This is a genomic window from Ruegeria sp. HKCCD8929 (assembly GCF_013031405.1).
Taxonomy (GTDB): domain Bacteria; phylum Pseudomonadota; class Alphaproteobacteria; order Rhodobacterales; family Rhodobacteraceae; genus Ruegeria.
Genome location: NZ_WPZY01000001.1, coordinates 368,459 through 391,999, shown reverse-complemented (window position 1 = coordinate 391,999; position 23,541 = coordinate 368,459). Strand labels below are relative to the sequence as shown.

The window sequence follows — 23,541 nt, the reverse complement described above, 5'->3', positions numbered from 1 at the left end:
GAAAATCGGTCGGTCCTTGCCGCTTCAAAACCCGCTAAAGCAAAGCCCTGGGGTTCAGGAGCTTCCCGGCATCTTACCCAGGATGATCATGCTGAGCAGATCGTCATCCGTGACATCGGCGGTGTTCACGGTCCCCACGAGTTGACCGTTTTTCATCACCGACGCGCGATCGCACAGGGCCATGACCTGATGCACGTCGTGGTCGATGAGGAAGATCCCGATGCCCTCTGCCTTGAGCTGCTGAATCAACTCGGCCACCATTTGGGTTTCATGCGGCCCCAAAGCGGCAGTAGGTTCGTCCATGATCAGGATGCGGGCGTTGAAATAGACCGCGCGCGCGATGGCAACCGACTGGCGTTGCCCGCCCGAAAGCGCCGAGACAGGGGCCGAGAACTTCTGAAAGTTCGGGTTCAGCCGCCCCATGATCTTACGGCATTCGGCCTCCATCCGTGCGTCGTCGACAAGGCCTGTGGGCGTTACAAGTTCCCGACCCAGAAACAGGTTCGATGCGGCGTCCAGATTATCTGCCAGCGCAAGCGTCTGATAGATGGTCTCGATATTGTAGGTCCGCGCATCTCGGGGATTGTTGATGATGGCCTTTTCGCCATTCACGAAGATCTCGCCGCCATCGGGCTGATATGCGCCCGAGAGCATCTTGATCAGCGTCGATTTTCCGGCACCGTTGTGGCCCAAAAGGCCCACGACCTCGCCCGGATGCAGGTCTACGGTTACGTGATCGACCGCCTTGATGCCCCCGAAGGCAATCGACATGTCGCGCATTTCTACCAGAGGCGTGCTCATGTGCGATCTCCTGTGCGCTTACGGTAAACGATGTCGACCCAGACGGCGATTACCAGCACCGAACCAACAACGATGTTCTGGAACGGCGCATCCACACCAACCATGGCCATGCCGCTTTGCAGGCTCTGCATGATCAGCGCGCCCAGAATGGCGCCGTGGATCGTACCCATGCCGCCCGCCAGTGCGGTTCCCCCGATCACCGCCGCCGCAATCACCCGCAACTCGTCCAGCGTTCCGATATCATTGGAGTGATTGGTCAGTCGCGCCGAAGCGACAATTGCCGAAAGCGCGCATAGGAACCCCATCAGAGCAAAAATCTTCACGGTCAGCAGGCGCGTGTTGATCCCCGATAGCTCGGCAGCATCCGGGTTGCCACCGGTTGCGAAGATGTATCGACCAAGCCTTGTGCGCTTGGCAAGCACGGTCATGGCCACCGCCACTGCGATCAGCAACAGGACGGAAATGGGTAGGCCGTAAGCTGCCGTGAAGCCCTCGGGCATGACCTCACCACGGGCTTCGAACATGCGTTGGAGACGGCGGGTGGGAATTTGGTAAGAGTTCAGGATGCCAATAAAGCCCAGAATGGCAGCGGCGATGATGCCGCACATGGCAAACTCGGCCCAGAGCGGTTTGACCGGAAAGCCGTGTCCGATCTTTGAACGGCGGGCGTTCCAAAGGGCGTAGATTGCGGCAAGTGTGGCCAGACCACCCAGGACCCAGCTTCCGGTCGTGCCCAAGGTTCCATTGATGCCGCCGAATTTCATGAATGTTCCGTCCAGCGGGCCAATGGTTTGGCCATTGGTCATATACCAGGCCACGTTGCGCCATACCAGAAGCCCGCCCAGAGTGACAATGAAAGCGGGAATGGTCAGGTACCCGACCAGCCAGCCATGAAACGCGCCGATCAGGGCGCCTGAGGTCAGGCCAATCAGGATGGTGACCCAGGGAGTGATCGGATGGTTCAGCCCCAAGCCCAGCCAGCTTGGCAAGATCAACGTCTGCGTCATCGCCATGATGGCCGAGCAGGTCGCCAGCAAGGCGCCAACCGACAGGTCGATATGCCGCGTCACGATGATGAAGACCATTCCGGTCGCCATGATGGCCACGCTGACAGTCTGAATCGTCAGATTGAAGATGTTGCGCGGTGTCAGAAAGCGCTGATCGGTGGCCAGGTGAAACACCACGCAAAGAACGATGAACGCCCCGATCATACCGACCAGCCGGGTGTCAATCTCCAGTGTCTGAAGCAGGGTTCGGCGGGTTTGCGGGGTGTCGGTTGCAGACGCGGTGTCAGTCATTGCAGGGTCCACCATTTTGGGGCCTTCCCACGCCATACACGCGGGAAGGATCAGTTTTTCAGCAGATTAGTTGCAGGGTGCCGGGCCAGCGGTCACGCCCTGACAGAGCGCATCCTTGCCGATCCAGCCTGCATCGACCACAGCCGAGAGGTTGTCGGCAGTCACCGGCACGGGCGCCAGGAACACAGCAGTCATTTCTGTACCGGCAGGCGAGGTCCAGGACTGCGCGCCATCGATATCCGCCATGGCGGTGCCGCCAGCCAGAGCGACCGCGATTTCACCGGCCGCGCGGCCCAGATCGCGGGCATCCTTCCAGACGGATACGGTCTGCGTGCCCTTGGCCACCCGGTTCAGCGCCGCGTGATCGCCATCCTGGCCCGAAACGGGGATGCCTTCCATGCCTTGTGCAGTCAGCGCCGCCACGACACCGCCAGCGGTCCCGTCATTCGACGCAACAACCGCATCTACGCCGTTTTCGGTCGCGGTCAGGATCTGCTCCATGTTGCGCTGTGCATTGGCTGGCAGCCAACCATCCGTATAAGCCTCACCCACAACGGTGATGTCACCGGAATCGATTGCTGCCTGCAGCACTTCTTGTTGGCCACCCCGCAGGAAATCGGCGTTCGGATCAGTGGGCGATCCCTTGATCATCACGTAGCGTCCCTTGGGCATCGCTTCGAACACGGCGCGGGCCTGCATCCGGCCGACCTCGACATTGTCGAAGGTCAGGTAAAACGCGCGCGGGTCTTCGATCAGGCGGTCGTAACCGACAACCGGGATGCCTTCGTCCGCTGCTGCCTGCACTGCCGGACCAATCGCCTGTGCGTCCTGCGCCAGAATGATCAGAGCGTCCACACCCTGAGCGATCAGGCTTTCCACATCCGAAAGCTGCTTGGCCGAGGAAGATTGCGCATCTGCCGACACATAGGTCGCCCCGGCTGCGTCCAACGCGCCTTTGATGGCGGCTTCGTCAGTCTTCCAGCGTTCCTCCTGGAAGTTCGACCAGCTGACGCCAATCGTCAGGTCCTGCGCGAATGCAGCAGTGGAGATGGCCATCGTCAGGGCCGCTGCCGCAGCCGTTGTCAATTTCTTCATGATATCCTCCCAATCGTTCCCGCCCCGGCTTTGGGTGCGGTCCCTTGTTCTTCCACTCTTATCCGATTAAATTCGATTGTCAAATTAAATAAACAGTCTAAACTGCCGACAGTGGCCTTTAGCGCGAACTCCGAAGGACGCGCCGCTGAAACGGCAACAAAACAAGGCAATATGCGAGCGGGGGGATAACGATGCTCAGGGACCAACGCGTGAGAGGACGCCAGGCGATCCTGGACGTAATCCGCCGGTCGGGACGGATTGCCCGTATCGATATCGCCGGTTCAACGGGAATCAGTCAGGCAACGGTCACGACAGTTACAGCCGAGCTTTTGAAGGAAGGCCTGATCGAAGAGGTCGTAAGAGAGCCTGCCTCAGGCGGAACACGGCGCGGGCGCCCGCGTGTCGATCTGAAGCTGCGGGGATCAGCTCACATGGTCGCAGGTGTCAAGATCGCAAATCAATCCATCACTGTTGCCATTGTGGATTTTGAAGGAGAGCTTTTGGGCGATTTTGAAATGCCCTTGGCCCAAAGCACATGGTCAGCAGAGGGCCTTGCGTTGCAAATGCGCATTGCCCTCACGAACGCTGCCGAAGGTATCTCCTGCACGCTTGCAGGCATTTCGGCGGTCGGAGTCGGGATGGCCGGGTTTGTCGATGCAGAGCAAGGCTTCATTCATTGGTCGCCATCGCTGGAACAACGCAACGTCGCTTTCGCCAAAGTGCTTCAGACTGAAATCGATAAACCGGTATTCATTGACAATGACACGAACCTCGTCGCTCTGGCCGAGCTCTATTTCGGCCTCGGCCGCGATGCCCGCGACTTCCTGGTGGTTACCATCGAGAGCGGGGTTGGCATGGGCATCGTTCTGAACGGTGAGGTTTACCACGGCGAACGCGGGTGCGGCGCCGAGTTTGGCCACACCAAGGTGCATCTGGACGGCGCGCTGTGCCGCTGCGGCCAACGCGGGTGCCTTGAGGCCTATGTCGCCGACTACGCCCTGACCCGCGAGGCTTCGGTGGGCGGGCTGTTACCAACGGACATCCCCGGAGAAAACGCCGTGGAATATGTTGTCAATGCCGCCAAAGAGGGCAATACGCTGGCCAAATCAATCGTTGACCGCGCCGGACGTATGTTCGCCATGGGGTTGGCCAACCTCGTCAACATCTTCGATCCCGAGTTGATCATCCTGGCAGGCGTGCGGATGCAGGTCGATCACCTTTATGCCAACGAAGTGATTGACAGCATTCGAAATTCTATTGTCGAGGTGGACGCACCTCCGCCCAATATCGTGATCCACAAATGGAGCGATCTCATGTGGGCCCGTGGCGCATGTGCTTTTGCACTGCAGGAGGTTGAAGCCATGTCAGTGCGTGAGTTTGGAGAGAGCGTTGCGTAGCGTTTTGGCGGCAGCCTGCCTCGCTGTTTTGCCGATAGTAGGTTTGGCAGAACCGCGTTTTGAGCAGGTTGACATCGCCGCCCACGAGTACACCGGCGGCTGGGAACATTTCGTTGGCGGCGGGCTTGCCGGCTTTGATTGCGATGGTGACACGTTACCCGAACTGTTCGCCGCAGGTGGCGAGAACCCAGCGGCGTTGTTTCGTAACACTTCGAAACCCGGCGGGACGGTATCTTTTGTCAAGGAAACACCTGAAAGCCTCGCGATCACCGGCGTCACAGGCGCGTATCCGCTGGAAATTGATGGCGACGGCGTGACGGACCTTGTTGTTCTGCGAGTTGGGGAAAACTCGCTGCTGCAAGGCCTTGGTGAGTGCCACTTTGCGCCGTTCCCGGATCTGAAACTGCCCGCATCGGATCGCTGGACCACAGCGTTCTCGGCCACGTGGGAGGCCGGGAATCGTCTGCCCACGCTGGCCTTCGGCAACTATGTGGATCGCTCGAATCCCGACGGACCGTTCGAGGCCTGTGACCGTAACGAACTGTTTCGGCCGACCGGCAACGGTTATGGTGATCCGATGCCGCTGGAGCCCGGATTCTGCGCGCTTTCCATGCTGTTTTCCGATTGGGGCCGCCATGGCCGTGCAGATCTGCGTGTCAGCAATGACCGCCATTATTATGTGCGCGACGGCGAAGAGCAGATGTGGGCGATGGAGACGGACCCACGCCTGCTCACCGCTAGAGATGGTTGGCGGAGTTACAGTATCTGGGGCATGGGCATCGGCAGCCGCGACATGAATGGTGACGGGCTGCCGGATGTCTACTTGACCTCGATGGCGGATCAGAAATTCCAGTATCTTGCCGGGCACGAGGCGCCGGAGTTCGTGGATGCGCCCTATGCCGCCGGTACGACGGCGCATCGCCCTTATACAGGCGGCGATGGGCGGCCGTCGACGGGCTGGCACGTGGCGTTGGGGGATGTGCAGAATGACGGGTTGGACGACATGTTCGTCACCAAGGGCAACGTGGACCAGATGCCAGGCAGCGCCATGGACGACCCGAACAACCTATTGCTCCAACTGCCCAACGGCGGCTTTGCCGAGGCCGGTGACAGCGCGGGCGTTGCCAGTTTCGCCCGAGGCCGAGGCGCCGCGATGGCTGATTTCAACGCTGACGGGCTGCTAGACATTGCCGTTATGAACCGCCGTGCCGCGATGGAGGTGTATCGGAATGTGACCGAACCTGAGGGGACTTGGATCGGGATCCTTCCGCGACAGGCCATATCCAACACCGATGCCATCGGCAGTTGGATCGAGATCGACACCGGCGACCGTATGATCGTGCGCGAGGTTACGGTTGGCGGGGGCCACGCGGGCGGGACATTGGGCCCTCAGCATTTCGGGCTGGGGGACAGCACTCAAGTGAAGCTGCGGGTCATCTGGCCGGATGGCGCGACCAGTGCATGGCAGGGTCTGGAGGCGGGCAAAACCTATGTCGTCGCTCGCGTTGGGAACGATTTCGACACCCTGCCCTACTGATCCACGGGCAAACCGCTAGGTAACTGTGCTGGAACGCCCAACCGACCGGCGGCAGCCGTTGGGTCGGTGAGCGTCTCGAGAAAAGCAATGAGATGATCGATTTCCGCCTCGGTCAACTCGACCGGGGTCAGCTCGCTCGCTTCGGCAATCGCGGCGTGTTCGCGTCCGTCCGACAACACAGAAAAGTCGTCCCCAGCGTCGAAATCCGGCAGGATCGCCTGTGCAGGATCGTACGCGCTCAGAGACTTCGCTGGATCGAGATGATGGCGGATGACTTCCCGCAAAGTCGCAAAGGCGCCATTGTGTCCGTAAGGCGCGGTCTGGGCAACATTGCGCAGGCTCGGCGTGCGGAACGCATAAGCATCCGCCGGATCGCCAGTCACCCGCATCCGCCCGATATCCCGCCGATGGCTTTCGAACCTTTCGGCCTTGCCCGGGCCGAACTGCGGCATGGCGATGGCGTGAAACGCATGATCGGTCTGGAACTGTCCGGAATGGCAGCCACTGCATCCGGCCTTGCCGTAGAAGAGATCCATACCCCGTAGAGCGGTCTGGGAAAGCGCCACCTCTCCACGCAAGTGCTTGTCAAAGGGGCTGTCGTCAGCGCGCCACTCGAAAGCGATAAAGGCCGCAATCGCGTTGGCGATGTCAGTGAAATGGATCGGCTTTGGGCCTATTACTTCGTCGAAACGCAGACGGTAAGTCGGGATCGCCTCGACCCGCTTGGCGATAAGATCCCATGCCCCGCCCTCCCCTGTCAGCCGCCCCAGACGCACGGCTTTCGATATCTCATTCTCCGAATAATGCCCGGCCATCTCGTCCGCCGACAGCACCGGAAACATCGACTGTGCGGACAGGACCGAGGCAAATCCTACTTCCATATCCGCCCCCAGTGGCGTCCGGATGCCCGAGGGCCGCGTGGCGTCCGCCTCAAGGCGACCATCGTGAAACAGCGTGACGAACTGGGCCGCGCCGAGGTTGAACAGACCCGGCGCGTTGCGGGGGATGCGTTGTTCCGGATAATTCTCCGGGTCTGGCGTTCGGTCAGGGCCCAGCCCCGTTGCCCCGTCGCCCAAACCAAGCGACACCCCATCCGAGGTACCGAAGCGGGGATGATGGCAGGTCGCGCAGGAAACGGTTTTGTTGCCACTCAAAATGGGATCGTAGAACAGCAGATGCCCCAACTCGACCTCGGCCGGATCGGTTGGTGCGAAGACCGCATCCGCCGACGGAAGGCCCTGCGCCGAGGCGGCACCGGATAGACATAGGACAAGGGCAGCGATCCGTTTCATTCGACCTCCGGCGCGATTTCCACGCTCAGGCTTTGAACGTAGGGCTGCTCAGGCGTGCAGATAATCGATGGAAAGCCGGGCTGGTTCAATGCATCGGGAAAGTGCTGCGGCTCAAGACAGACACCCGCAAAGGGCTCATGCCTTTGTCCCTCCAGTGGTCGGCCATCCGGGTGCAGATACCGCCCGGAATAAAGCTGTAGGCCAGGCTGGTCGCTCCATAACCGCAGGCGCAGGCCGTTGGGCGCGCTCAGGTTGGCCACCGGGCCGTCGGTGTCGTCGAACACGAAATTCGTGTCAATTCCCCCGGTCCGCGCAATGGCATCACCCAGCCGCTCAGGGCCGCGAAAGTCCAGATCCGTGCCCCCGATACTCTGGATCATGCCGATCGGGATCATATCCTGCCCCACGGGCGTGATGGCGCTGGCCTTCAGCGTCAGAAAGTGGTCCAACACATCCCCCGTTCCCATCAGGTTGTAGTAGCTGTGCTGTGCCAGATTGATTGGCGTTGGTCGGTCTGGGCTGGCGCGCATATCATAGCTCAGGCGATAGCCTTCCAGCGTGATTGTCACCTCGAAATCCACCGCCCCCGGGTAGCCCTGATCGCCGTGCGGTGAGTGTAGCATCAATCGCACCGCGCGCTGCCCGTCACGCTCCATCCGCCAGAATTGCCGGGTGAGGCCCCCTGCCCCTCCGTGCAGGTGATTAACGCCGTCATTGGCGTCCAGGCGATACGTCTTGCCCTCCATTACAAACCGCGCACCCGAGGTTCGATTAGCCACCCGCCCGGCAATCACGCCCTTGAAGGTTTCAGGAAACCTGCGGTGATCTTCCGGTTCGGCATAGGATTGCACCACCGGCACCAGTTCTCCAGCAACCGGAACGCGCCAGTCATGGGTGATGCATCCCAGCGACAGAATGGTCACGGACACATCGCCCGAGATCAGTGTCGCGCTCTCGATCCCCCCTTCAGACATGTCGGGGCTCACACGAAGCGGTTGACGTAGTTCTCAAGCATCTCCTGGCGACCCGAGCGCGGTTCAGGGTTAATGCTCTTAGCCAGAACTCGGTCCGAGATCGCACCGAGATCGCTGTTCAACATCGCCTGCGCCTCCGGCGTATCCCACCCGGCGTATCGCTCGGCCAACGCAGCGTCCAACCCGCCATCCTCGATCATCGCTGCGGCGGCCTTCAGACCACGGGCACAGATGTCCATCCCGCCTACATGAGCCGCGACCAGGTCCTGAGCATCCAGCGACTGGCGCCGCAGTTTCGCGTCGAAATTGGTGCCGCCCGTGGTGAACCCGCCGGACTTCAGGATGTGGCAATAGGCCAGCGCGACCTCAGGCGTATTGTTGGGGAACTGGTCGGTGTCCCAGCCGGACTGGTAATCGTTGCGGTTCATGTCGATCGAGCCCAGCATGCCCTCGGCGGCGGCAACCGCGATTTCGTGCTCAAAGGAATGTCCGGCCAGGATCGCATGGCCCTGTTCGAGGTTCAGCCTGACCTCTCCCTCCAGCCCGTATTTGCGCAGAAACCCGATGCAGGTGGCGGCATCGAAATCATATTGGTGCTTGGAGGGCTCCTGCGGCTTGGGCTCGACCAGAATGGTGCCCTGAAAGCCGATCTTGTGCTTGTAGTCCACAACCATGCTCAGGAACCGGCCCATGTGGTCCAGCTCGCGCCCCATATCGGTGTTGAGCAGGGTCTCATACCCCTCGCGTCCGCCCCAGAGCACGTAATTCGCGCCGCCCAGCTTGTGGGTCGCATCCATGCACCCTTTGACCGTGGCGGCAGCAAAGGCGAACACATCCGGGTCGGGATTGGTCGCGGCACCTCCCATCCAGCGCCGATGGCTGAACATGTTGGCGGTGCCCCAGAGCAGTCGGGTCTCCGAGGTCGCCATCTTGCCACCGATATAGTCGGTAATCTCATTCAGCGTCGCCAGATTGTCAGCAAAACTACCCTGCTCGGGCCGGATATCGGCGTCGTGCCAGCAGAAGAAGGGCGCGCCGAGCAGGTCGAACATCTCAAAAGCCACATCGGCCTTGAGGCGGGCACGATCCATGCCGTCCTGCGGGTGCCAAGGCCGGACGAAGGTAGGACCGCCGAACGGATCCCCCCCTTCCCACGCGAAACTGTGCCACCAGGCAACAGCAAAGCGCAAGTGATCCTCCATGCGCTTGCCCATGACAATCTCATCCGGGTTGTAATGGCGAAAGGCCAGAGGGTTGGTGCTGTCGGGGCCCTCATAGACGACCTTGTCGATCCCGTCGAAAAATCCCGTGCTCATGAAAGCTCCTTCAATGCTGGGTAGATAGCGCGCCAGCTACGGTAAGCGGCGTCATAGGCGGCGGTCAGATCCGCGCGGGGAGGTATGGTTTTGGCGATGGTGGGTTTGGTCATGATGTCCTCGGGGCGGGTGCCGGTGGCGGCGCAAATCCCCAATCGCGCCGCGCCCATTGCGGCCCCGAACTCACCCTGTTCCGGCAAGTCCAGCGGCAGGTTCAGGATCGTGGCCAGCAACTCGACCCAATAGGTCGAGCGCGAGCCTCCACCGATAATCAGCAGTCGCTCAGGGCGAGCACCTGCCATGCGCAGGGCTTCAAGGCTGTCACGCAAGGCAAAACCCACGCCTTCGAGAACGGCGCGCGTCAGGTCCAGTGGGTCGTCGGCAATGCCAAGCCCAAGGAAGGCGGCGCGTATGTGGCTGTCGTTGTGTGGTGTGCGTTCGCCGGACAAGTAGGGCAGGAACCGGATGCGGCCCGGGGCGTCAATTCGGTCACCCAGCGCCTGCGTCAGCTCCGCCGGATCCTGTCCCAACTGGTGGGATAGCCAGTTCAGGCTGTCGGTCGCCGACAGGATCACACCCATCTGGTACCACCGGTCAGGAACGGCATGGCAGAAAGTGTGCACTGCTGTTTCTGGTTTAGGAACATAGCCATCCCGCGCGGCCAGCAACACGCCCGAGGTGCCGAGAGAAACGAATCCTTCTCCGTCATTCAGCGCCCCGACACCACAGGCCGCCGCCGCATTGTCCCCGGCGCCGCCCGCCACGGTGACCGGAGCACTCAATCCCCATTCAGCGGCCAGATCAGCACGCAGGTGTCCTGCGGGCGCACAGCCCTCGACCAGCCGGGGCATCCGGGCCTGCTGCATACCGGAGGCCTCCAGTAACCTTGGTGACCAGTCGCGCGCGCCTACATCCAGCCACGAAGTACCTGCCGCGTCAGACAGATCGCCCACCGCATCGCCGGTCATCCAGAAGTTCAGGTAGGCCGCAGGGAGCAGAACCTTGTCCACACGCGCAAAGACCTCGGGCTCATGCGCTTGGATCCAAGCCAGCTTGGGAGCCGTGAAGCCCGGGAAAACGATATTCCCCGACAGTTGGCGGACGTTCGGCTTGGCGTCCAGCATTGCAGCCTCGGCATGGCTGCGAGTGTCGTTCCATAGGATGCAGGGCCGCAGAACCTGCCCTTTGTCGTCCAGCAGGACCGCTCCGTGCATGTGCCCTGCAACGCCGATCCCAGCCAAACAGGAAAACGCTCCGGCATCCCGACCCCGCAGCCGCGAGACCACCGTCTGCGCTGCCTGGATCCAGTCCGAGGGCGCCTGTTCGGACCAGCCCGGATGGGGACGGGACACCTCGTATTCCGCCTCGGCCTCAGCCAGTACGCGACCCCGCGCATTGATCAAAAGACCGCGCAGGCCCGAGGTGCCAAGATCAAGGCCGAGGAAGGTGTCATGTGCCATGTGCATACTTAGCCTCATTTTTAATTTGAAAGTCAAATTAAAACGAGATTGCTCCTTGGGTGGCCCGAAAATAGCGGCATTTGACCGAACCTATCCTTCGGCCAGATACGTGCGCCCCAACCCCGCGCATTGGTGGACAGGAATACAGGTGAGTTGATATTGCACGTTCAGCGGATCAGCTCCCGCGACGGATCAGGAGGCAGGCGATAAATGAGCAGGACCCTTGCAGGTCATACCGCCCTGTCTTTGGCCGTTGGCCTGATTGGAGCGGGCCTTGCGACCATTGCCGGGCTTCCGGCAGCCCCGTTGATCGGTGCTGCAATCACGACATCTGCCGCCGCGTGGGCGGGGGCCACTTTAGCGGTGGACACCAGGGTGCGCGATGTGGGTTTTCTTATCATCGGCCTGTCACTGGGCTCGGGCTTTCAGGCGGATATTCTGGAAAAGGCCGGATCGTGGGTGCTGTCGCTGGCAATCCTGTGCCTGTCGATTTTCGCAACACTCATGATCGGCAAGTGGCTCATGCAATCGCTCGCCAAGGCGGATCGGGAAACGGCGACATTGGCTAGCGCGCCCGGCACCATGTCAATGGCCATCGCTATGGCCGTCGAAGGTCGGGGGGATGCGACCCGAGTCACCGTCATCCAATCCATGCGCCTGCTGATGCTGACCGCGATCCTGCCGCTGGCTCTGGTCGGAACCGACGCAAGCATGGCGGATGCAGCGCCGCAACCCAGCATCGATTGGCTTCATCTATGCCTTTTGGCGTTGGCTGGTTGGGTCTGCGCAAGCCTCATCAAACGCACAGGGTTCCCAGCCGCCCTATTGGTTGGAGGCATGGCCATCAGCGCGTTAGCCCATGTTTTTGGGCTGGTTCATGGCACGCCGCACCCATGGTTGCAATTTGTCGGCTACTGCCTGATCGGTTCGGTCATCGGCAGCCGATTTTCTGGAATTACCCTGGCTGCAATTCGTCGGGAAGCGGGCTCAACCGCTCTGATCGTTGCCGTTGCCGCAATCGTGTCGGCAATTTTTGCGCTGTGCGTCAGCGTTATCACGCAGCTGCCCATCGGGCAGATCTGGGTCGCTTTTGCTCCGGGCGGGGTCGAAGCCATGGCGGCCATTGGCCTCGCTATGGGGTTCGACCCCGCCTACGTAGCCGTGCATCACCTTGCAAGGATCAGCTTTTTGACATTGTGCCTGCCGCTGGTACTCAAACGGTAGGACAGATGCCCCTGATCCAAGCGTCACAGCTCCGAAGGTAAGGTGGATGACATATCGATTGGGCCTGAGCTACAAAGTCGTCTGGATCGACGCCCGGCACCTCGGTTATCCAGACCGGTTGTTTCCAGCTATGGGGATAGGCGGCATAGAAGGTCGCGCATTTGCCGTCAGGATCTTCTCTGAGAGAATTCTCGGAGCGCGAGATCCACACCCGCGACGACATCGCCAATGCCGATGTCATGCCCGGCCTCAAAAACTTTAAAACCAGTTCCTGCTCAAACAGGACTGGAAGACCGCCACCAGCAGCGCAGCGGACTGAGTTTTCAAGGGACCTGCCCTCTCGGAAGGGCAAAGAGGACAGGTCCGTTCGGGATCAGTCGCCGTCGGCGACACCCTCTGCTCGGGCACGCGCGCGGCGGACCCGGTAGCTGGGCAGGATGACTAGGATGATGGCCAGAACCAGAAGGCCCAGCGTCATCGGACGGTCGAGGATGAAGCCGATACCGTCGGCCAGTTGCATCGAGCGGGCGAAGTTATCCTCCAGCATCGAGCCAAGAATGAAGCCGATCAGCGCCGGGGCCAGCGGGTAATCCGCAAAGCGCAGGATCGTGGCGATCACGCCCATGCCGGTCAGCAGCAGCAACTCGGTCGCGTTGTTCTGCCCGATATAGGCCCCCATCAGTGTGAAGAACAGGATGAAAGGGATCAGGTAATTGCGCGGCACCGCCAGAACCTTGGCGATATAGGGGATCAGCGGCAGATTCAGGATCAGCAGGATCAGATTACCCAGATACATCGAGATGATGACCGCCCAGAAGATCGACGGGTTGTCGACCATCAGCCGCGGACCGGGCGAGACATTCAGCGCGATCAGTGCACCAAGCAGGATGGCCGTGGTGCCCGAGCCGGGGATGCCCAGTGTCAGCAGTGGCACGAACGACCCGGTGCAGGCCGCGTTGTTGGCCGATTCCGGCGCCGCAAGACCCTTGATCGAACCCTTGCCAAACTGCTCCTGCTCGTCCTTGGGCGCGATGTTGCGCTCGACCGCGTAACCAAGGAACGAGGCAATGGTCGCCCCCGCCCCCGGCAGCACGCCGATCAGGAAGCCCTGCACCGACTGACGCCCGATCACCGGCGCGATGGATTTGGCCTCTTCCCGGTTGATGCGCAGATCCTTGATCTCCTGCGATTTGCCGTCATCCCCACCCGAGCGGCTGGGGTCTAGCACCAGAAAGATCGCCTCGGGCATCGCGAACATGGCCATCGCCAGCGTGATGAAACCGAAGCCGGATTGCAGGTCCTGGATGCCGCCGGTAAAGCGCGGCAGGTTGAACAAGGCGCCCTCGCCCACCGTGGCCATGATCAGGCCCAGCAGGGTCATCATCAGCGCCTTGCCCACCTGACCGGACCCGGCAAAGGCGGCAATCGCCGACAGGCCCACCACCATAAGCGCGAAATACTCTGCCGAGTGAAAGAGCAGCGCCACCGAGGCCAACGCCGGGGCAAAGACCATCAGCAGGATGGCCCCAATCGTGCCGCCCATGAAGGACGAAATCGCGGCCACTGTCAGCGCCTTGCCCGCCTTGCCCTGACGTGCCAGCGGATAGCCGTCGAAACTCGACGCGACCGTCGAAGCCACGCCGGGTGCGTTGATCAGGATCGACGAGGTCGAGCCCCCGAAAATCGCCCCGTAATACACTCCGGCTAGCAAGATCAAAGCCGCCGACGGATCGCCGAGGCTGATCGCGACCGGGATCATAATCGAGATGATCGACATCGGCCCCAGACCGGGCAGCATGCCGATGAACGTGCCGATCAGGCAGCCTCCGATCACCATCAAGATGTTGGTGATGGAAAAAGCGGTGCCGAGGCCGATGAGAATTCCTTCAAGCATCTGCGACCTCCCTCACACAAACCACGGCAGGGGCCGCATGAAGATGCCGAGCACCTCGTCCACCAGATACCAGACGAACCCGGCTGCGATCACGCCGATGACGCCCATCATCACCCAGCGGCGCTCGCCCAGAATGGCGGATCCGGCCACAAGGAAGATCGTCGTCGAAGCAAGAAACCCGATGGGGCGCAGCGCAAAGGCGTAGGCCACCATGAGCAACAGAAGGCTGACCGCCTGACCCAGCTTGTACTCGGTCAGCTTGCGATAGTTGATCTCGGCCACTTCCGCAGTGTGATTGGATTTTTCGAGCCCCAGCACGATGGTCAGTGCTGTCAGGATACCAAGAACGCTCAGGACCTTGGGAAAGGTGCTGGGCCAGATCGGGTTGTTGCGCATGAATGGCGGCAGCCCGGCATCCATCGTGAAAAAGGCGGTATACCCATAGACCGCGCAGATGAGCAGAAAAATGAGTGCTATGACGCGATCGAGTGCCATACCAATCCCTCCCCTAATTGGTAGTGATGCGCCCGGTCAGGCCGGGCGCATTGGTTGCAGAGCTCAGAGAAAACCCAGCTTTTTCATCAGATCGCCGATTACCTTTTCCTGCTCTTCAAGGAAGGTCAGGAAATCGTCGCCCGAATTGTGGATGTCGACCCAACCGTTGCGGTCGCGCACTTCGGCCCATTCGGGGGTTTCATACATCGCGGCCAGCACCTCTTGGTAAGCTGCCGCCTGTTCAGCGGGTAGGCCCGGCGCGCCAAAGAAACCACGCCAGTTCACGAAAGATGTGTCGATGCCCTGCTCTTTAAGCGTCGGTGCGTCCTGATAGCTGGCAACACGCTCGTCCGAAGTTACGCCGATGATCTTCACTTCGCCCGCGTTGGCGAGGTCGATCGCTTCGGAGAAACCGGTCGAGAGCGCCGCAATCTCACCCGAAAGAAGCGCGGCCATGGCCTTGCCGCCTGCGTCATAGGGGATGTATTTCACCGCGGTCGGGTCCTCGCCCGCCGCCTCGAACGCCATGGCCGCAACAAGATGGTCCATGCCACCCGGAACCGAGCCACCGCCGACGGCGGTGCCGCGCGGGTCGGCCTTATAGGCGTCGATAAGATCGCTCATCGAGTTGATCGGGCTGTCCTTGCCCACCACAAACGCCGCATAGTCGCCGATGGTTCCGGCCACCAGCGTCAGGTCACGGAAATTATGCGGGAACACGCCGGTCAGCGAGCGGATCACGATCGGGGTCGAGTTAACCATCAGCGTGCCATGGTTGCTCTCGGCGTTCTCGATCAGGAACCCGATGGCCTTGCCGCCGCCGCCGCCAGACATGTTCTCGTAGCTGGCGGTGCCCACCAGACCTGAATTAGTCAGCGCTTCGCCGGTTCCGCGCGCGGTTCCGTCCCAGCCGCCTCCGGCTCCGCCGGGGATCAGGAAATGGATGCTTTCAACCTTCTGGTCTGCGGCAAGGGCGGCGTGTCCGCCAAGGCTCAGCACCGCCGCTGTAGCCGTGATCATGACCCGACGGGTCAGGTTCATTTTCGTCATGGTGTCCTCCCTGGAACAATTGTCTGGACGTCGCAAACTCGTTGGTTCGCTTTCCGTGCAGGCGCACTCTATCCGCCGACCCTGACACCCACCTGACATTGACCCGATTCCTCAGAGATCTGCCGGCTTCTTGATTTTAATTAGCAAAAATAATGGCTTTTAGGTGATTGCAATGCAAGCAGACTGAGGCAGACAGCGTGGGTGACGTTCAAATCTGTGCGCCGAGGCTGACGTTTGAAGTGCCGGGAATGGACACCGAAATTGCGTTACTCGTCGCGCCAGATGGAAACCCCATGGGGCGGAACCACCTGTCCACCGACCAGAAACTGCCGCCGCTCCGGCAACACCACATCCTCATCCCCGAAATTGAAAGCGAACCCGAGCGGGCCGCGCCGGGTCACGCGCAGATCAGGGGGGCATTCGGAGTAAGGCACGCCGCACCAATCCAGAACATCCCTCATCACCGATCTGAGCAGGGTCTGACCGGGGAGCATCGCCAGATATGTGGCACGCGCGGACCTGACCACGGCAGGGCTGCCATCCTGATAACGGCTGCGGAACCGCCCGATAACCTCGTGATCCGTCTCGACGATTTCCCGCCATCCAGTGACTTCATGCGGTGCCTCTTTCCTGAACGAAATGGCTTCCGGCGCAAAATCCGGCAAGGATTCGACTCGCAACACCCGAACGCCGGTGAGATCTGCCAGCGGCCCCGGCGCAAGCTTGAACGGAGTATGCAAATCCTCGGTCTTGCTGCCGGCGCGGGGGCCGATCAGCAGTTTGGCATCAAAATTTGCCAGCCGCGCGGCAAGTCCCGCGGACAGGATTGTGTTCTGCGGCAACACCACTAAGGCATAACCGGACAGGTCCGCATCCGGCCCTACTATATCCAGATCAACCCCCAACTGCCGCAACGCCGTATACCACTCCCGATGTATCTGCGCATTCGGGAAATTCGCGTCATGCGGTAGGATGTCGGCGGCCCAAATCGAAGGGTAGTCGAGCACCATAGCAACCTGCGCCTGCGCGCGCGGCGCCGGGGGTAACAGCTTCCGCTCTGCCGCGACCTGAAGCACCTCAAACGCCGCCTGATCGCGGCTGCCATCAGAGCGGTGCAGAGCGGTGTGATATTGCTCTTGCGCAAAAGGCGCCTGCCGCCATTGAAAGAACATCACCGCCTCGGCCCCGTGGGCATAAGCGGCCCAGGTCCACAGGCGGATCATGCCATCTGCCGGCGAGGGGTTCTTTTGCGCCCAATCGACCGGGCCGGGCTGCTGTTCAAGAACCCACATGCGCCCCCGCCCCTGACAGCGATAAAGGTCGCAGTGAAACCCCTGATAATCCGGCGCGCCGGTGCGCAAATAGCGGCACTTGTGTTCCTCGGTGAGGGTCGAGCCCAAAAGGTTGCCCAGCGGGTAGCTGTCGAAGCCCACGACATCCAGATCGGCGGCGACCGCGTGGTGATCGAACTCGAAACTACCCGCCATGAAATTGTGGGTGATGTCGCGGCCCGGCGCGTGTTTGCGCAGGATGCCCGCCTGCGCACAGTTGAACAGGCGTACCCGATCCGAGGAATAGCGGGCGAAATCCAACGCATGGGTCGGGTTCGGGCTCGCCACCAGTGCGTTCGGCAACTCGATCTGGCCGAAGCTGGAATAGAGCGCCCCCCAGAACACCGTCCCCCACGTTCGATTGAGAGTGCCAATCGAACCATACCGCTCCGCCAGCCAACGCCGGAACCCCTGCCGGGCGGCGTCGGAGTAGCTGAGAACTGTGTCGTGATCGTTGTATTCGTTGTCGATCTGCCAGGCGTGGACATGGGGGTTTTTACCATATCTGCGGGCGTATTCGGAGGCGATGCGACAGGCCTCGTGCAGATAGACATCGCTAGAAAAGCAATAGTGGCGGCGCGAGCCGAAGCCGCGCACGCGCCCATCCGTCCCCACTGGCAGGATCTCTGGATGCTCATCGATCAGCCATTTGGGCGGCGCGGCGGTGGGGGTGCACATCATCACCTTCAATCCAGCCTCACCTAGGATGCCGACCACTTCGTCCAGCCATCCCCAGTTGAACTCGCCCCGTCGGGGTTCGACCAGGGCCCAGGTGAACTCGGCGATCCGCACCCAGTCGAGCCCCATTCCGGCCATTTGCGCCGCGTCGTCACGCCATTGGGACGGATCCCACTGCTCAGGATAGTAGCAGACGCCCAGTTCCAGCTTGTTCATCTGTCTTCCTTCGCCGTTCGGCGTTCGATCCACTTCAGGAAGCTGGCGCAGCCCAGCGTGATCACGACGTAGAAGATGGCCGCCGTGTTGAAGGGCGCGAAGGGCAGGAAGCTGGCCGCCTGAAACTCGCGCATCCGCTGGGTCATATCGCGGACGGAGAGGATAGAGAGCAGCGAGGTATCCTTGATCATCGCGATGAATTCGTTGCCCAGCGGCGGGGTCACGATGCGCAGCGCCTGCGGCAGGATGATCAGCCGCGCGGTTTGCCAGCGAGACAGGCCCAGCGATCCGCCCGCCTCGATCTGACCACGCGGGATCGCCTCGATGCCCGAACGGAAGATTTCGGCCATATAAGCCGAATACCCGACCGAGATGGCGATGATACCCCGGGTCATGTTGGTCATGTCGATACCGCCACCGGTGGCATCCTTAACCGCGCCCGCTAGCGGTAGGCCGATATAGAGGATGATGACCAGCATCGGAATGCCCCGGATCGTATCCACGAAGAACTCGGACCCCACCGCCAAGGGATGCAGCTTGTGCTGGGCGCCACCCACCGTCAGGATCAGCAGCAAAAAGCCGAAGACAGCGAAGGCAAGCGCGGGATTGCGGGATTCGTCAGGCAGAAAACTGGTCTGCCAGAGCACCGGATAGCCCTGCGTATGGGCTTCGACCGGAACGAAGGCGCCAGAAACGCTGTCAATGCTCTCGATCTGCTCCAATGCGGTGGCGGCATCGGTGGCGCTGCGGATCTTGATCTGGCGGTCTTCGCCGCCGTCGAACTCTCCGAACCGGATGATATCGGCCTGCGCTTGCGGGGTGCCGCGCACGATGGCGATACGGGCCTCGGTGCTGCCAACCAGCACGTAGCTGACCTGCGGCTGCATGAAGAAGAAGGTCGAGATGGCCAGTAGGGCCAGGCTGACCGAACCATAGACGACCGTGGTCCGCGCTTTGGCCCGGAAGGATTGCAGCCCCACCCAGACCAGGCCGAGGATGGCGGAAAAGATGTAAGCAAAGATGGCCGCGCGGAAGGTAATGGCGACCCCGGCGGCGAATTGCCAGTGCGCCATGAACAGCAAGTAGAACAGCGCCGCGCCGGAGAGTATCTCGAAGCCGATACGGAGATACCGCCGCGCAGGACCGGACATGCGGGCCGATAGCAGGAACACGGCGAGAAGGGCGGTATAGCCACCAAGAGCGATTTGCAGGCCAGTTTGCACCTGCCCGACTACTTCGGGAAAAAGCACCCAGTCCTGCGAGGAACGGTCGATCAGCTTCGAAGTGTTTTCGTCAAGTGCATGGAAGAACGCGGATTCGGCAAAGGGCATAAGGACTTGCGGAGCCAGAATGGCCAGCGCCAGCACGATCAATGCGGCGGGCAGCGAGGCCCAGGCGGCTACGCGCAGCCAAGCTGGGGCGCCCTCCTCAAATCGGGCGTTGCGGGCGCATAGGTATCCAAGCGCCGCCACGGCCAGAAGGATCAGAAATCCCGCAAAAATCGGGCCTGCATTCTCACCGATTCCGATGATCGCGTAGAGCGATCTGAGATATTTCGGAGATGAGGCAAACAGATAGACGATGAACGGGGCAGCGGCGAGCAGGACAAGGTTGCTCGGGCGGATGGAGCTTAGCCGGGACATGGGACCTCTGCGCACAGAAATGGGCCCGGCGATACAGAACCGCCGGGCCAAGGTTTCACCAAAGGGTCAGTTGGTGCCCCAGTACTGGCCGATCAGCTTGTCGAGCGTGCCATCGGCCTTGATCGCAGCCAGCCCTTCGTTGACGGCATCAACAGTAGCGTCGCCTTCCTGAAACACGATACCCAGCGGGTCGGATTTCAGCCCGGTGATGCCAACGGTCAGCTCGCCCGCAAACTCCTGCTCGTAAGCCGCAGCCGAAGTGCCATCAATGATGACCCCATGCACATCCGCGTTTTGCAGCGCCAGAATGGCGGCCGAGAAATTGTCATAGAGGCTGACATTCTCGCGCCCCACCAGCTCCTCGGCCAACTGCGCATTGGTGGTGCCGGTCTGCGCGGCCAGTTTTTTACCGCCTGCCTTGAAGTCGCCCAACGTCATCGAGGCATCGTCGACCCGCAGCAGGATCGCCTGACTGACGACAATATAAGGCTCCGAGAAATCCATGGTTTCTTCGCGTTCCGGCGTGATCGAAACACCCGAGATCACCAAATCAAACTCGCCCTGCTGAAGCGCGGCAAAGATGCCATCCCAGGCGGTGTTGACGAAGTTCGGAACACAGTTGATCTCGGCGCAGATGGCATTCATCACGTCCACATCAAAGCCAACGATCTTACCCGTGGCCTCATCCACGGTTTCCATCGGCGGATAGGTGGCGTCGGTTCCGATCTTCAGAACACGGCCCTCCAGATCAGCGGCAAATGCCGCCGGGGCGGCCAGTGCGGCCACTGTTGCGGCGGCAAGCAGTTTCTTGAACATCTCCGGTCTCTCCTCTGTTGGTTCAGGTGGTAAGCGCCCGTTGCGGCGCGGGTATGTCAGGTTGTCGCTCGATAAGGGTGGCCCTGATCTTCTTTTGGGTCTCGGACGGGTCGGCCCCGTCCAGACATTTCAGCATGAACTCGCCCAGAAGGCGGCTCGTTTCCTCAATGGGAACATAATAGGTGGTGGGCGGGGGCACGAAATAGCGGCTGAGTTGTAAGTCGTCGGTCGAGATCACCGCGAAGTCCGGCCCCACCCGTACTCCGGCCTCGGCAGCGGCTGACAACACCCCCAGCGTCATCGCTTCATTGGCACAGATACAGGCGCTTGGCTTGTCGTCTAGGTGCATCAGGGCCTGAAACGCCCGCTTTCCGGTGCGTGCGGTGGTGAGACCGTTGACGATCAGCGCCGGGTCGGTCGGAATTCTCGCCTTCGCCAGCGCGTTTTCATAGCCCTGTCTACGTTGATTGGCATAGACCAGATCTTCGGGCGGGTTCACCAGCGCAATGCGGCGGTGGCCGAGGCGGATCAGGCGAGCGGTGGCGTCGAAGGCCGCGGTCTGGCTGTCGAAATCGACAAAGGCGTGGGGGCGGGCGCTGTCGCTCATGCCATAAGTGACGAAGGGAAAACCCTTGTCCTGAAGGTAGACGATGCGGGGGTCGTTCTTGAGCGTTGCAGTGAAGATCACCCCGTCCGCCAGCCCTCCGCCGACGATACGGTCGAGCGCGGCCATGGCGTCGTCAATATTGGCGACGCTGAATACGCTCAGTTCATAGCGCGATCCGGCAATGGCTGAGAAGATGCCCGCCAGAATGCGGGTGAATTCGACGCCCTCCCACTCGTCCAGCGCATCGGTCGAGACACCGACCAACACGGCGATGCGGTAGGATTTGTTGGTGCGCAACTTCAGTGCGTCCAGATTGACCCGGTATCCCAGTTCGACAGCAACACGCTGGATTTCGTCGCGGGTCTCGGGCTTGACTGATTTCGCGCCGCGCAGCGCATTCGAGACGGTGCCGACCGAATAGCCGGTGCGTTTCGAGATCGACTTGATCGTCGGCCGCGCCACTACCCGCACCTTTCCGCCATCTGATCCATAAGGAAACGGCGACCGGTCTCCAGCGTTCGCCGGTGGTTCCCGGTTTCGTCATGTTCAACGAATAGATCGGTGCAGGCACTGTCTGCCAGCGCGCGCAGGACCGGTGCCCAGTCGATCACCCCCTGCCCCAGATCGCGCCAACGCTCATCCCTGATTCCTGCTGCTGGGTCGGCATCCTTGACATGGGCGGAGACGATGCGGGGCGCAAAACGGTCGAGTATCCGAGTAATGTCACAGCCCGCGACAGCTAGCCATCCTATATCCGGTTGCCAGAACAGATTTTTCTGCTCGAGGATAATATCCAGAGGCGTTGTACCTGCCTCTCTTGCCAGATCAAAATCGTGGTTGTGATAAGCGAGCCGAATTCCGTGCGACAACAGATGGTCCGCCCATTCCGCCAATTGACCCGACACCGCACGCCATCCCTCGGCGGTGTCGGGCCGCGCATTGGGCGTCAGCCAAGGCATGACAGCCACCCGGCATTCCAGCAGCCCAAGCAAGGCCACGACATCCTCAAAGCGAGTTTCGAACTCCTCCCAGTCGAAATGTGCCGAGCGCGCGCGAAGGCCGCAGGAGGTCACGCAGGCGGCAACTTCGTTGGGGGAAAGATCGTGAAAGCCGACCGTTTCGACATCCGTGAAGCCGCAGGCTGCCACCAGATCCAGCTGCGCCGCCAGATCGCCCAGCTGCCGAACCGTGTATAATTGCGCCGAAACTCGCATCTGACCTTCATTGAAACGTTTCAATGAAGGTGAAACACCGAACTCCGTTTTGTCAAGGTGGGGCTACGAGCGACGTGCAAGGCGGTCCGCCAGCGGCGCTGGCGAGCCGCGTAAGGACTACTTTCGCAACGACAACCCGTTGTGGAACAGATGAACCTTCTCAGGGTCCGCCGACATCGCCACAGTCTCGCCGCGCAGATTTTTCTGCACACCGGGGAGTTTGGCGATCATTGCATCGTTGTCTGCCTCGTTTTCGAAATACAGCAGCGTGACTTCACCCAGCGCTTCGGTGAAATCCACCTTGCCCTGAAGCAGATAGGTTCCGTTGGCTGTATAAAGATCTTCGGGGCGCACACCGACATTGACGCTTTTGCCCTTGTCCTCGGGGCCGGTGGGGATTGCAGACACCGCGGTCCCACCGGCATCCAGGGCAACCGTTGTTGTTTCCCCAGTCTCCGTAATCGTTCCGGGCAGCAGGTTCATCGCAGGCGAACCGATGAACTGCGCCACGAACTCGTTGTCGGGCGTCTCATACAGCTCGAGCGGTGTACCCACTTGCGCGATCCCCTTGTTGGCCAGAACCACGATGCGGCTGGCCAGCGTCATCGCCTCGACCTGGTCATGGGTCACGTAGATCATCGTGCTGTCGGGCATCGCCTCTTTCAGCCGGGCTATCTCGATCCTCGTAGCCACACGCAGGGCCGCGTCGAGATTCGAGAGTGGTTCGTCGAAGAGATAGACCTTGGGGTCGCGCACGATAGCACGGCCAATCGCAACCCGCTGGCGTTGGCCACCGGACAGGGCCTTAGGCAGACGGTCCAGAAAGGGTTCAAGCTGCAGAATACGGGCGGCACGTTCAACGGCCTTGTCGACCTCGTCTTTCGGCTGCTTGGCGATCTTGAGGGCAAAAGCCATATTATCGCGCACGGTCATATGCGGGTAGAGTGCGTAGCTCTGAAACACCATTGCTATGCCGCGCTGCGCGGGCGGCACGTCGTTCATGACCGTATCGTCGATTTCCAGAGTTCCGCCCGAGATGCTTTCGAGCCCGGCGATCATCCGCAACAGGGTTGATTTGCCGCAACCCGACGGGCCGACGAAGACGATCAGCTCGCCACCGGAAATATCGAGATTGATGTCCTTGAGCACATCGACCGACCCGTAGGTCTTGGCGACGCTGGTGAGTTTGAGATCCGTCATGCC

General features: G+C 61.0%; 19 protein-coding genes. 3 read left to right on the top strand and 16 right to left on the bottom strand.

The window, feature by feature from the left end:
• Positions 1-54: 54 nt before the first annotated feature.
• The 3 genes from GOX53_RS01760 to xylF all read right to left on the bottom strand — a co-directional run bounded on the left by GOX53_RS01760 (position 55) and on the right by xylF (position 3,194).
• Positions 55-801: an ATP-binding cassette domain-containing protein gene (locus GOX53_RS01760; protein ID WP_171173261.1), complete on the bottom strand. Its 747-nt coding sequence runs from the start codon at positions 799-801 to the stop codon at positions 55-57.
• Positions 798-2,099, bottom strand: a complete 1,302-nt coding sequence (locus GOX53_RS01755) for a sugar ABC transporter permease (protein WP_171173260.1) — start codon at positions 2,097-2,099, stop codon at positions 798-800. The genes GOX53_RS01760 and GOX53_RS01755 overlap by 4 nt, the downstream gene beginning before the upstream one ends.
• Positions 2,100-2,165: 66 nt before the next feature.
• Positions 2,166-3,194 (bottom strand): D-xylose ABC transporter substrate-binding protein, encoded by a 1,029-nt coding sequence (gene xylF, locus GOX53_RS01750; protein ID WP_171173259.1) that lies wholly within the window; start codon positions 3,192-3,194, stop codon positions 2,166-2,168.
• A 209-nt stretch (positions 3,195-3,403) separates the two neighbouring features.
• Here xylF and GOX53_RS01745 point away from each other — a divergent pair, with 209 nt between their 5' ends.
• Together GOX53_RS01745 and GOX53_RS01740 are read left to right on the top strand one after the other, a co-directional pair.
• Entirely contained in the window at positions 3,404-4,591 is a 1,188-nt protein-coding gene (locus tag GOX53_RS01745) for an ROK family protein (RefSeq protein ID WP_371810235.1), read from the top strand.
• A 43-nt stretch (positions 4,592-4,634) separates the two neighbouring features.
• A complete protein-coding gene (locus GOX53_RS01740) occupies positions 4,635-6,128 on the top strand; it encodes a CRTAC1 family protein (protein ID WP_254446419.1) in 1,494 nt (497 codons plus the stop codon).
• Here the strand turns inward: GOX53_RS01740 and GOX53_RS01735 are convergent.
• The 4 genes from GOX53_RS01735 to xylB are packed head-to-tail and all read right to left on the bottom strand — an operon-like array spanning position 6,122 to position 11,176.
• Entirely contained in the window at positions 6,122-7,420 is a 1,299-nt protein-coding gene (locus GOX53_RS01735; RefSeq protein WP_171173256.1) for a cytochrome-c peroxidase, read from the bottom strand. The genes GOX53_RS01740 and GOX53_RS01735 overlap by 7 nt on opposite strands.
• Positions 7,417-8,394, bottom strand: coding sequence for an aldose epimerase family protein (locus GOX53_RS01730; RefSeq protein ID WP_171173255.1), 978 nt, complete (start codon positions 8,392-8,394; stop codon positions 7,417-7,419). The genes GOX53_RS01735 and GOX53_RS01730 overlap by 4 nt, the downstream gene beginning before the upstream one ends.
• An 8-nt stretch (positions 8,395-8,402) precedes the next feature.
• Positions 8,403-9,710: a xylose isomerase gene (xylA, locus tag GOX53_RS01725; RefSeq protein WP_171173254.1), complete on the bottom strand. Its 1,308-nt coding sequence runs from the start codon at positions 9,708-9,710 to the stop codon at positions 8,403-8,405.
• Positions 9,707-11,176 (bottom strand): xylulokinase, encoded by a 1,470-nt coding sequence (gene xylB / locus GOX53_RS01720; RefSeq protein ID WP_254446418.1) that lies wholly within the window; start codon positions 11,174-11,176, stop codon positions 9,707-9,709. Before xylB ends, xylA begins: the two co-directional genes overlap by 4 nt.
• A 204-nt stretch (positions 11,177-11,380) precedes the next feature.
• Between xylB and GOX53_RS01715 the strand changes: the two genes are divergently transcribed.
• The gene (locus tag GOX53_RS01715; RefSeq protein ID WP_171173253.1) at positions 11,381-12,394 is read left to right on the top strand and encodes an AbrB family transcriptional regulator; all 1,014 of its coding nucleotides are present in this window, start codon (positions 11,381-11,383) and stop codon (positions 12,392-12,394) included.
• A 373-nt stretch (positions 12,395-12,767) separates the two neighbouring features.
• Here the strand turns inward: GOX53_RS01715 and GOX53_RS01710 are convergent, their stop codons facing one another.
• From GOX53_RS01710 to GOX53_RS01670, 9 genes are all read right to left on the bottom strand, one after another.
• On the bottom strand, positions 12,768-14,288 hold the full coding sequence (locus GOX53_RS01710) for a tripartite tricarboxylate transporter permease (protein ID WP_171173252.1): 1,521 nt from the start codon (positions 14,286-14,288) through the stop codon (positions 12,768-12,770).
• A gap of 12 nt (positions 14,289-14,300) precedes the next feature.
• On the bottom strand, positions 14,301-14,783 hold the full coding sequence (locus tag GOX53_RS01705; RefSeq protein WP_171173251.1) for a tripartite tricarboxylate transporter TctB family protein: 483 nt from the start codon (positions 14,781-14,783) through the stop codon (positions 14,301-14,303).
• Between the two features lie 63 nt (positions 14,784-14,846).
• Positions 14,847-15,833: a tripartite tricarboxylate transporter substrate binding protein gene (locus GOX53_RS01700; RefSeq protein WP_171173250.1), complete on the bottom strand. Its 987-nt coding sequence runs from the start codon at positions 15,831-15,833 to the stop codon at positions 14,847-14,849.
• 266 nt (positions 15,834-16,099) lie between these two features.
• On the bottom strand, positions 16,100-18,058 hold the full coding sequence (locus GOX53_RS01695) for a beta-galactosidase (RefSeq protein WP_171173249.1): 1,959 nt from the start codon (positions 18,056-18,058) through the stop codon (positions 16,100-16,102).
• Positions 18,055-19,701 (bottom strand): amino acid ABC transporter permease, encoded by a 1,647-nt coding sequence (locus GOX53_RS01690; RefSeq protein WP_171173248.1) that lies wholly within the window; start codon positions 19,699-19,701, stop codon positions 18,055-18,057. The genes GOX53_RS01695 and GOX53_RS01690 overlap by 4 nt, the downstream gene beginning before the upstream one ends.
• Positions 19,702-19,767: 66 nt before the next feature.
• The gene (locus tag GOX53_RS01685; protein WP_171173247.1) at positions 19,768-20,517 is read right to left on the bottom strand and encodes a basic amino acid ABC transporter substrate-binding protein; all 750 of its coding nucleotides are present in this window, start codon (positions 20,515-20,517) and stop codon (positions 19,768-19,770) included.
• Positions 20,518-20,539: 22 nt separating this feature from the next.
• Positions 20,540-21,586 (bottom strand): LacI family DNA-binding transcriptional regulator, encoded by a 1,047-nt coding sequence (locus GOX53_RS01680; RefSeq protein WP_171173246.1) that lies wholly within the window; start codon positions 21,584-21,586, stop codon positions 20,540-20,542.
• Positions 21,586-22,338: a sugar phosphate isomerase/epimerase gene (locus GOX53_RS01675; RefSeq protein ID WP_171173245.1), complete on the bottom strand. Its 753-nt coding sequence runs from the start codon at positions 22,336-22,338 to the stop codon at positions 21,586-21,588. Before GOX53_RS01675 ends, GOX53_RS01680 begins: the two co-directional genes overlap by 1 nt.
• Before the next feature lie 117 nt (positions 22,339-22,455).
• Positions 22,456-23,538 (bottom strand): ABC transporter ATP-binding protein, encoded by a 1,083-nt coding sequence (locus GOX53_RS01670; RefSeq protein ID WP_171173244.1) that lies wholly within the window; start codon positions 23,536-23,538, stop codon positions 22,456-22,458.
• Positions 23,539-23,541: the final 3 nt, after the last annotated feature.

Bases quoted from the DNA above. Each gene is read 5' to 3' on its own strand.
- GOX53_RS01700 (WP_171173250.1), bottom strand. From the start codon at position 15,833: ATGACGAAAATGAACCTGACCCGTCGGGTCATGATCACGGCTACAGCG.
- GOX53_RS01735 (WP_171173256.1), bottom strand. From the start codon at position 7,420: ATGAAACGGATCGCTGCCCTTGTCCTATGTCTATCCGGTGCCGCCTCG.
- xylB (WP_254446418.1), bottom strand. From the start codon at position 11,176: ATGCACATGGCACATGACACCTTCCTCGGCCTTGATCTTGGCACCTCG.
- GOX53_RS01710 (WP_171173252.1), bottom strand. From the start codon at position 14,288: ATGCTTGAAGGAATTCTCATCGGCCTCGGCACCGCTTTTTCCATCACC.
- GOX53_RS01695 (WP_171173249.1), bottom strand. From the start codon at position 18,058: ATGAACAAGCTGGAACTGGGCGTCTGCTACTATCCTGAGCAGTGGGAT.
- GOX53_RS01685 (WP_171173247.1), bottom strand. From the start codon at position 20,517: ATGTTCAAGAAACTGCTTGCCGCCGCAACAGTGGCCGCACTGGCCGCC.
- GOX53_RS01730 (WP_171173255.1), bottom strand. From the start codon at position 8,394: ATGTCTGAAGGGGGGATCGAGAGCGCGACACTGATCTCGGGCGATGTG.
- GOX53_RS01760 (WP_171173261.1), bottom strand. From the start codon at position 801: ATGAGCACGCCTCTGGTAGAAATGCGCGACATGTCGATTGCCTTCGGG.
- xylA (WP_171173254.1), bottom strand. From the start codon at position 9,710: ATGAGCACGGGATTTTTCGACGGGATCGACAAGGTCGTCTATGAGGGC.
- GOX53_RS01715 (WP_171173253.1), top strand. From the start codon at position 11,381: ATGAGCAGGACCCTTGCAGGTCATACCGCCCTGTCTTTGGCCGTTGGC.
- GOX53_RS01670 (WP_171173244.1), bottom strand. From the start codon at position 23,538: ATGACGGATCTCAAACTCACCAGCGTCGCCAAGACCTACGGGTCGGTC.
- GOX53_RS01675 (WP_171173245.1), bottom strand. From the start codon at position 22,338: ATGCGAGTTTCGGCGCAATTATACACGGTTCGGCAGCTGGGCGATCTG.
- xylF (WP_171173259.1), bottom strand. From the start codon at position 3,194: ATGAAGAAATTGACAACGGCTGCGGCAGCGGCCCTGACGATGGCCATC.
- GOX53_RS01690 (WP_171173248.1), bottom strand. From the start codon at position 19,701: ATGTCCCGGCTAAGCTCCATCCGCCCGAGCAACCTTGTCCTGCTCGCC.
- GOX53_RS01755 (WP_171173260.1), bottom strand. From the start codon at position 2,099: ATGACTGACACCGCGTCTGCAACCGACACCCCGCAAACCCGCCGAACC.
- GOX53_RS01705 (WP_171173251.1), bottom strand. From the start codon at position 14,783: ATGGCACTCGATCGCGTCATAGCACTCATTTTTCTGCTCATCTGCGCG.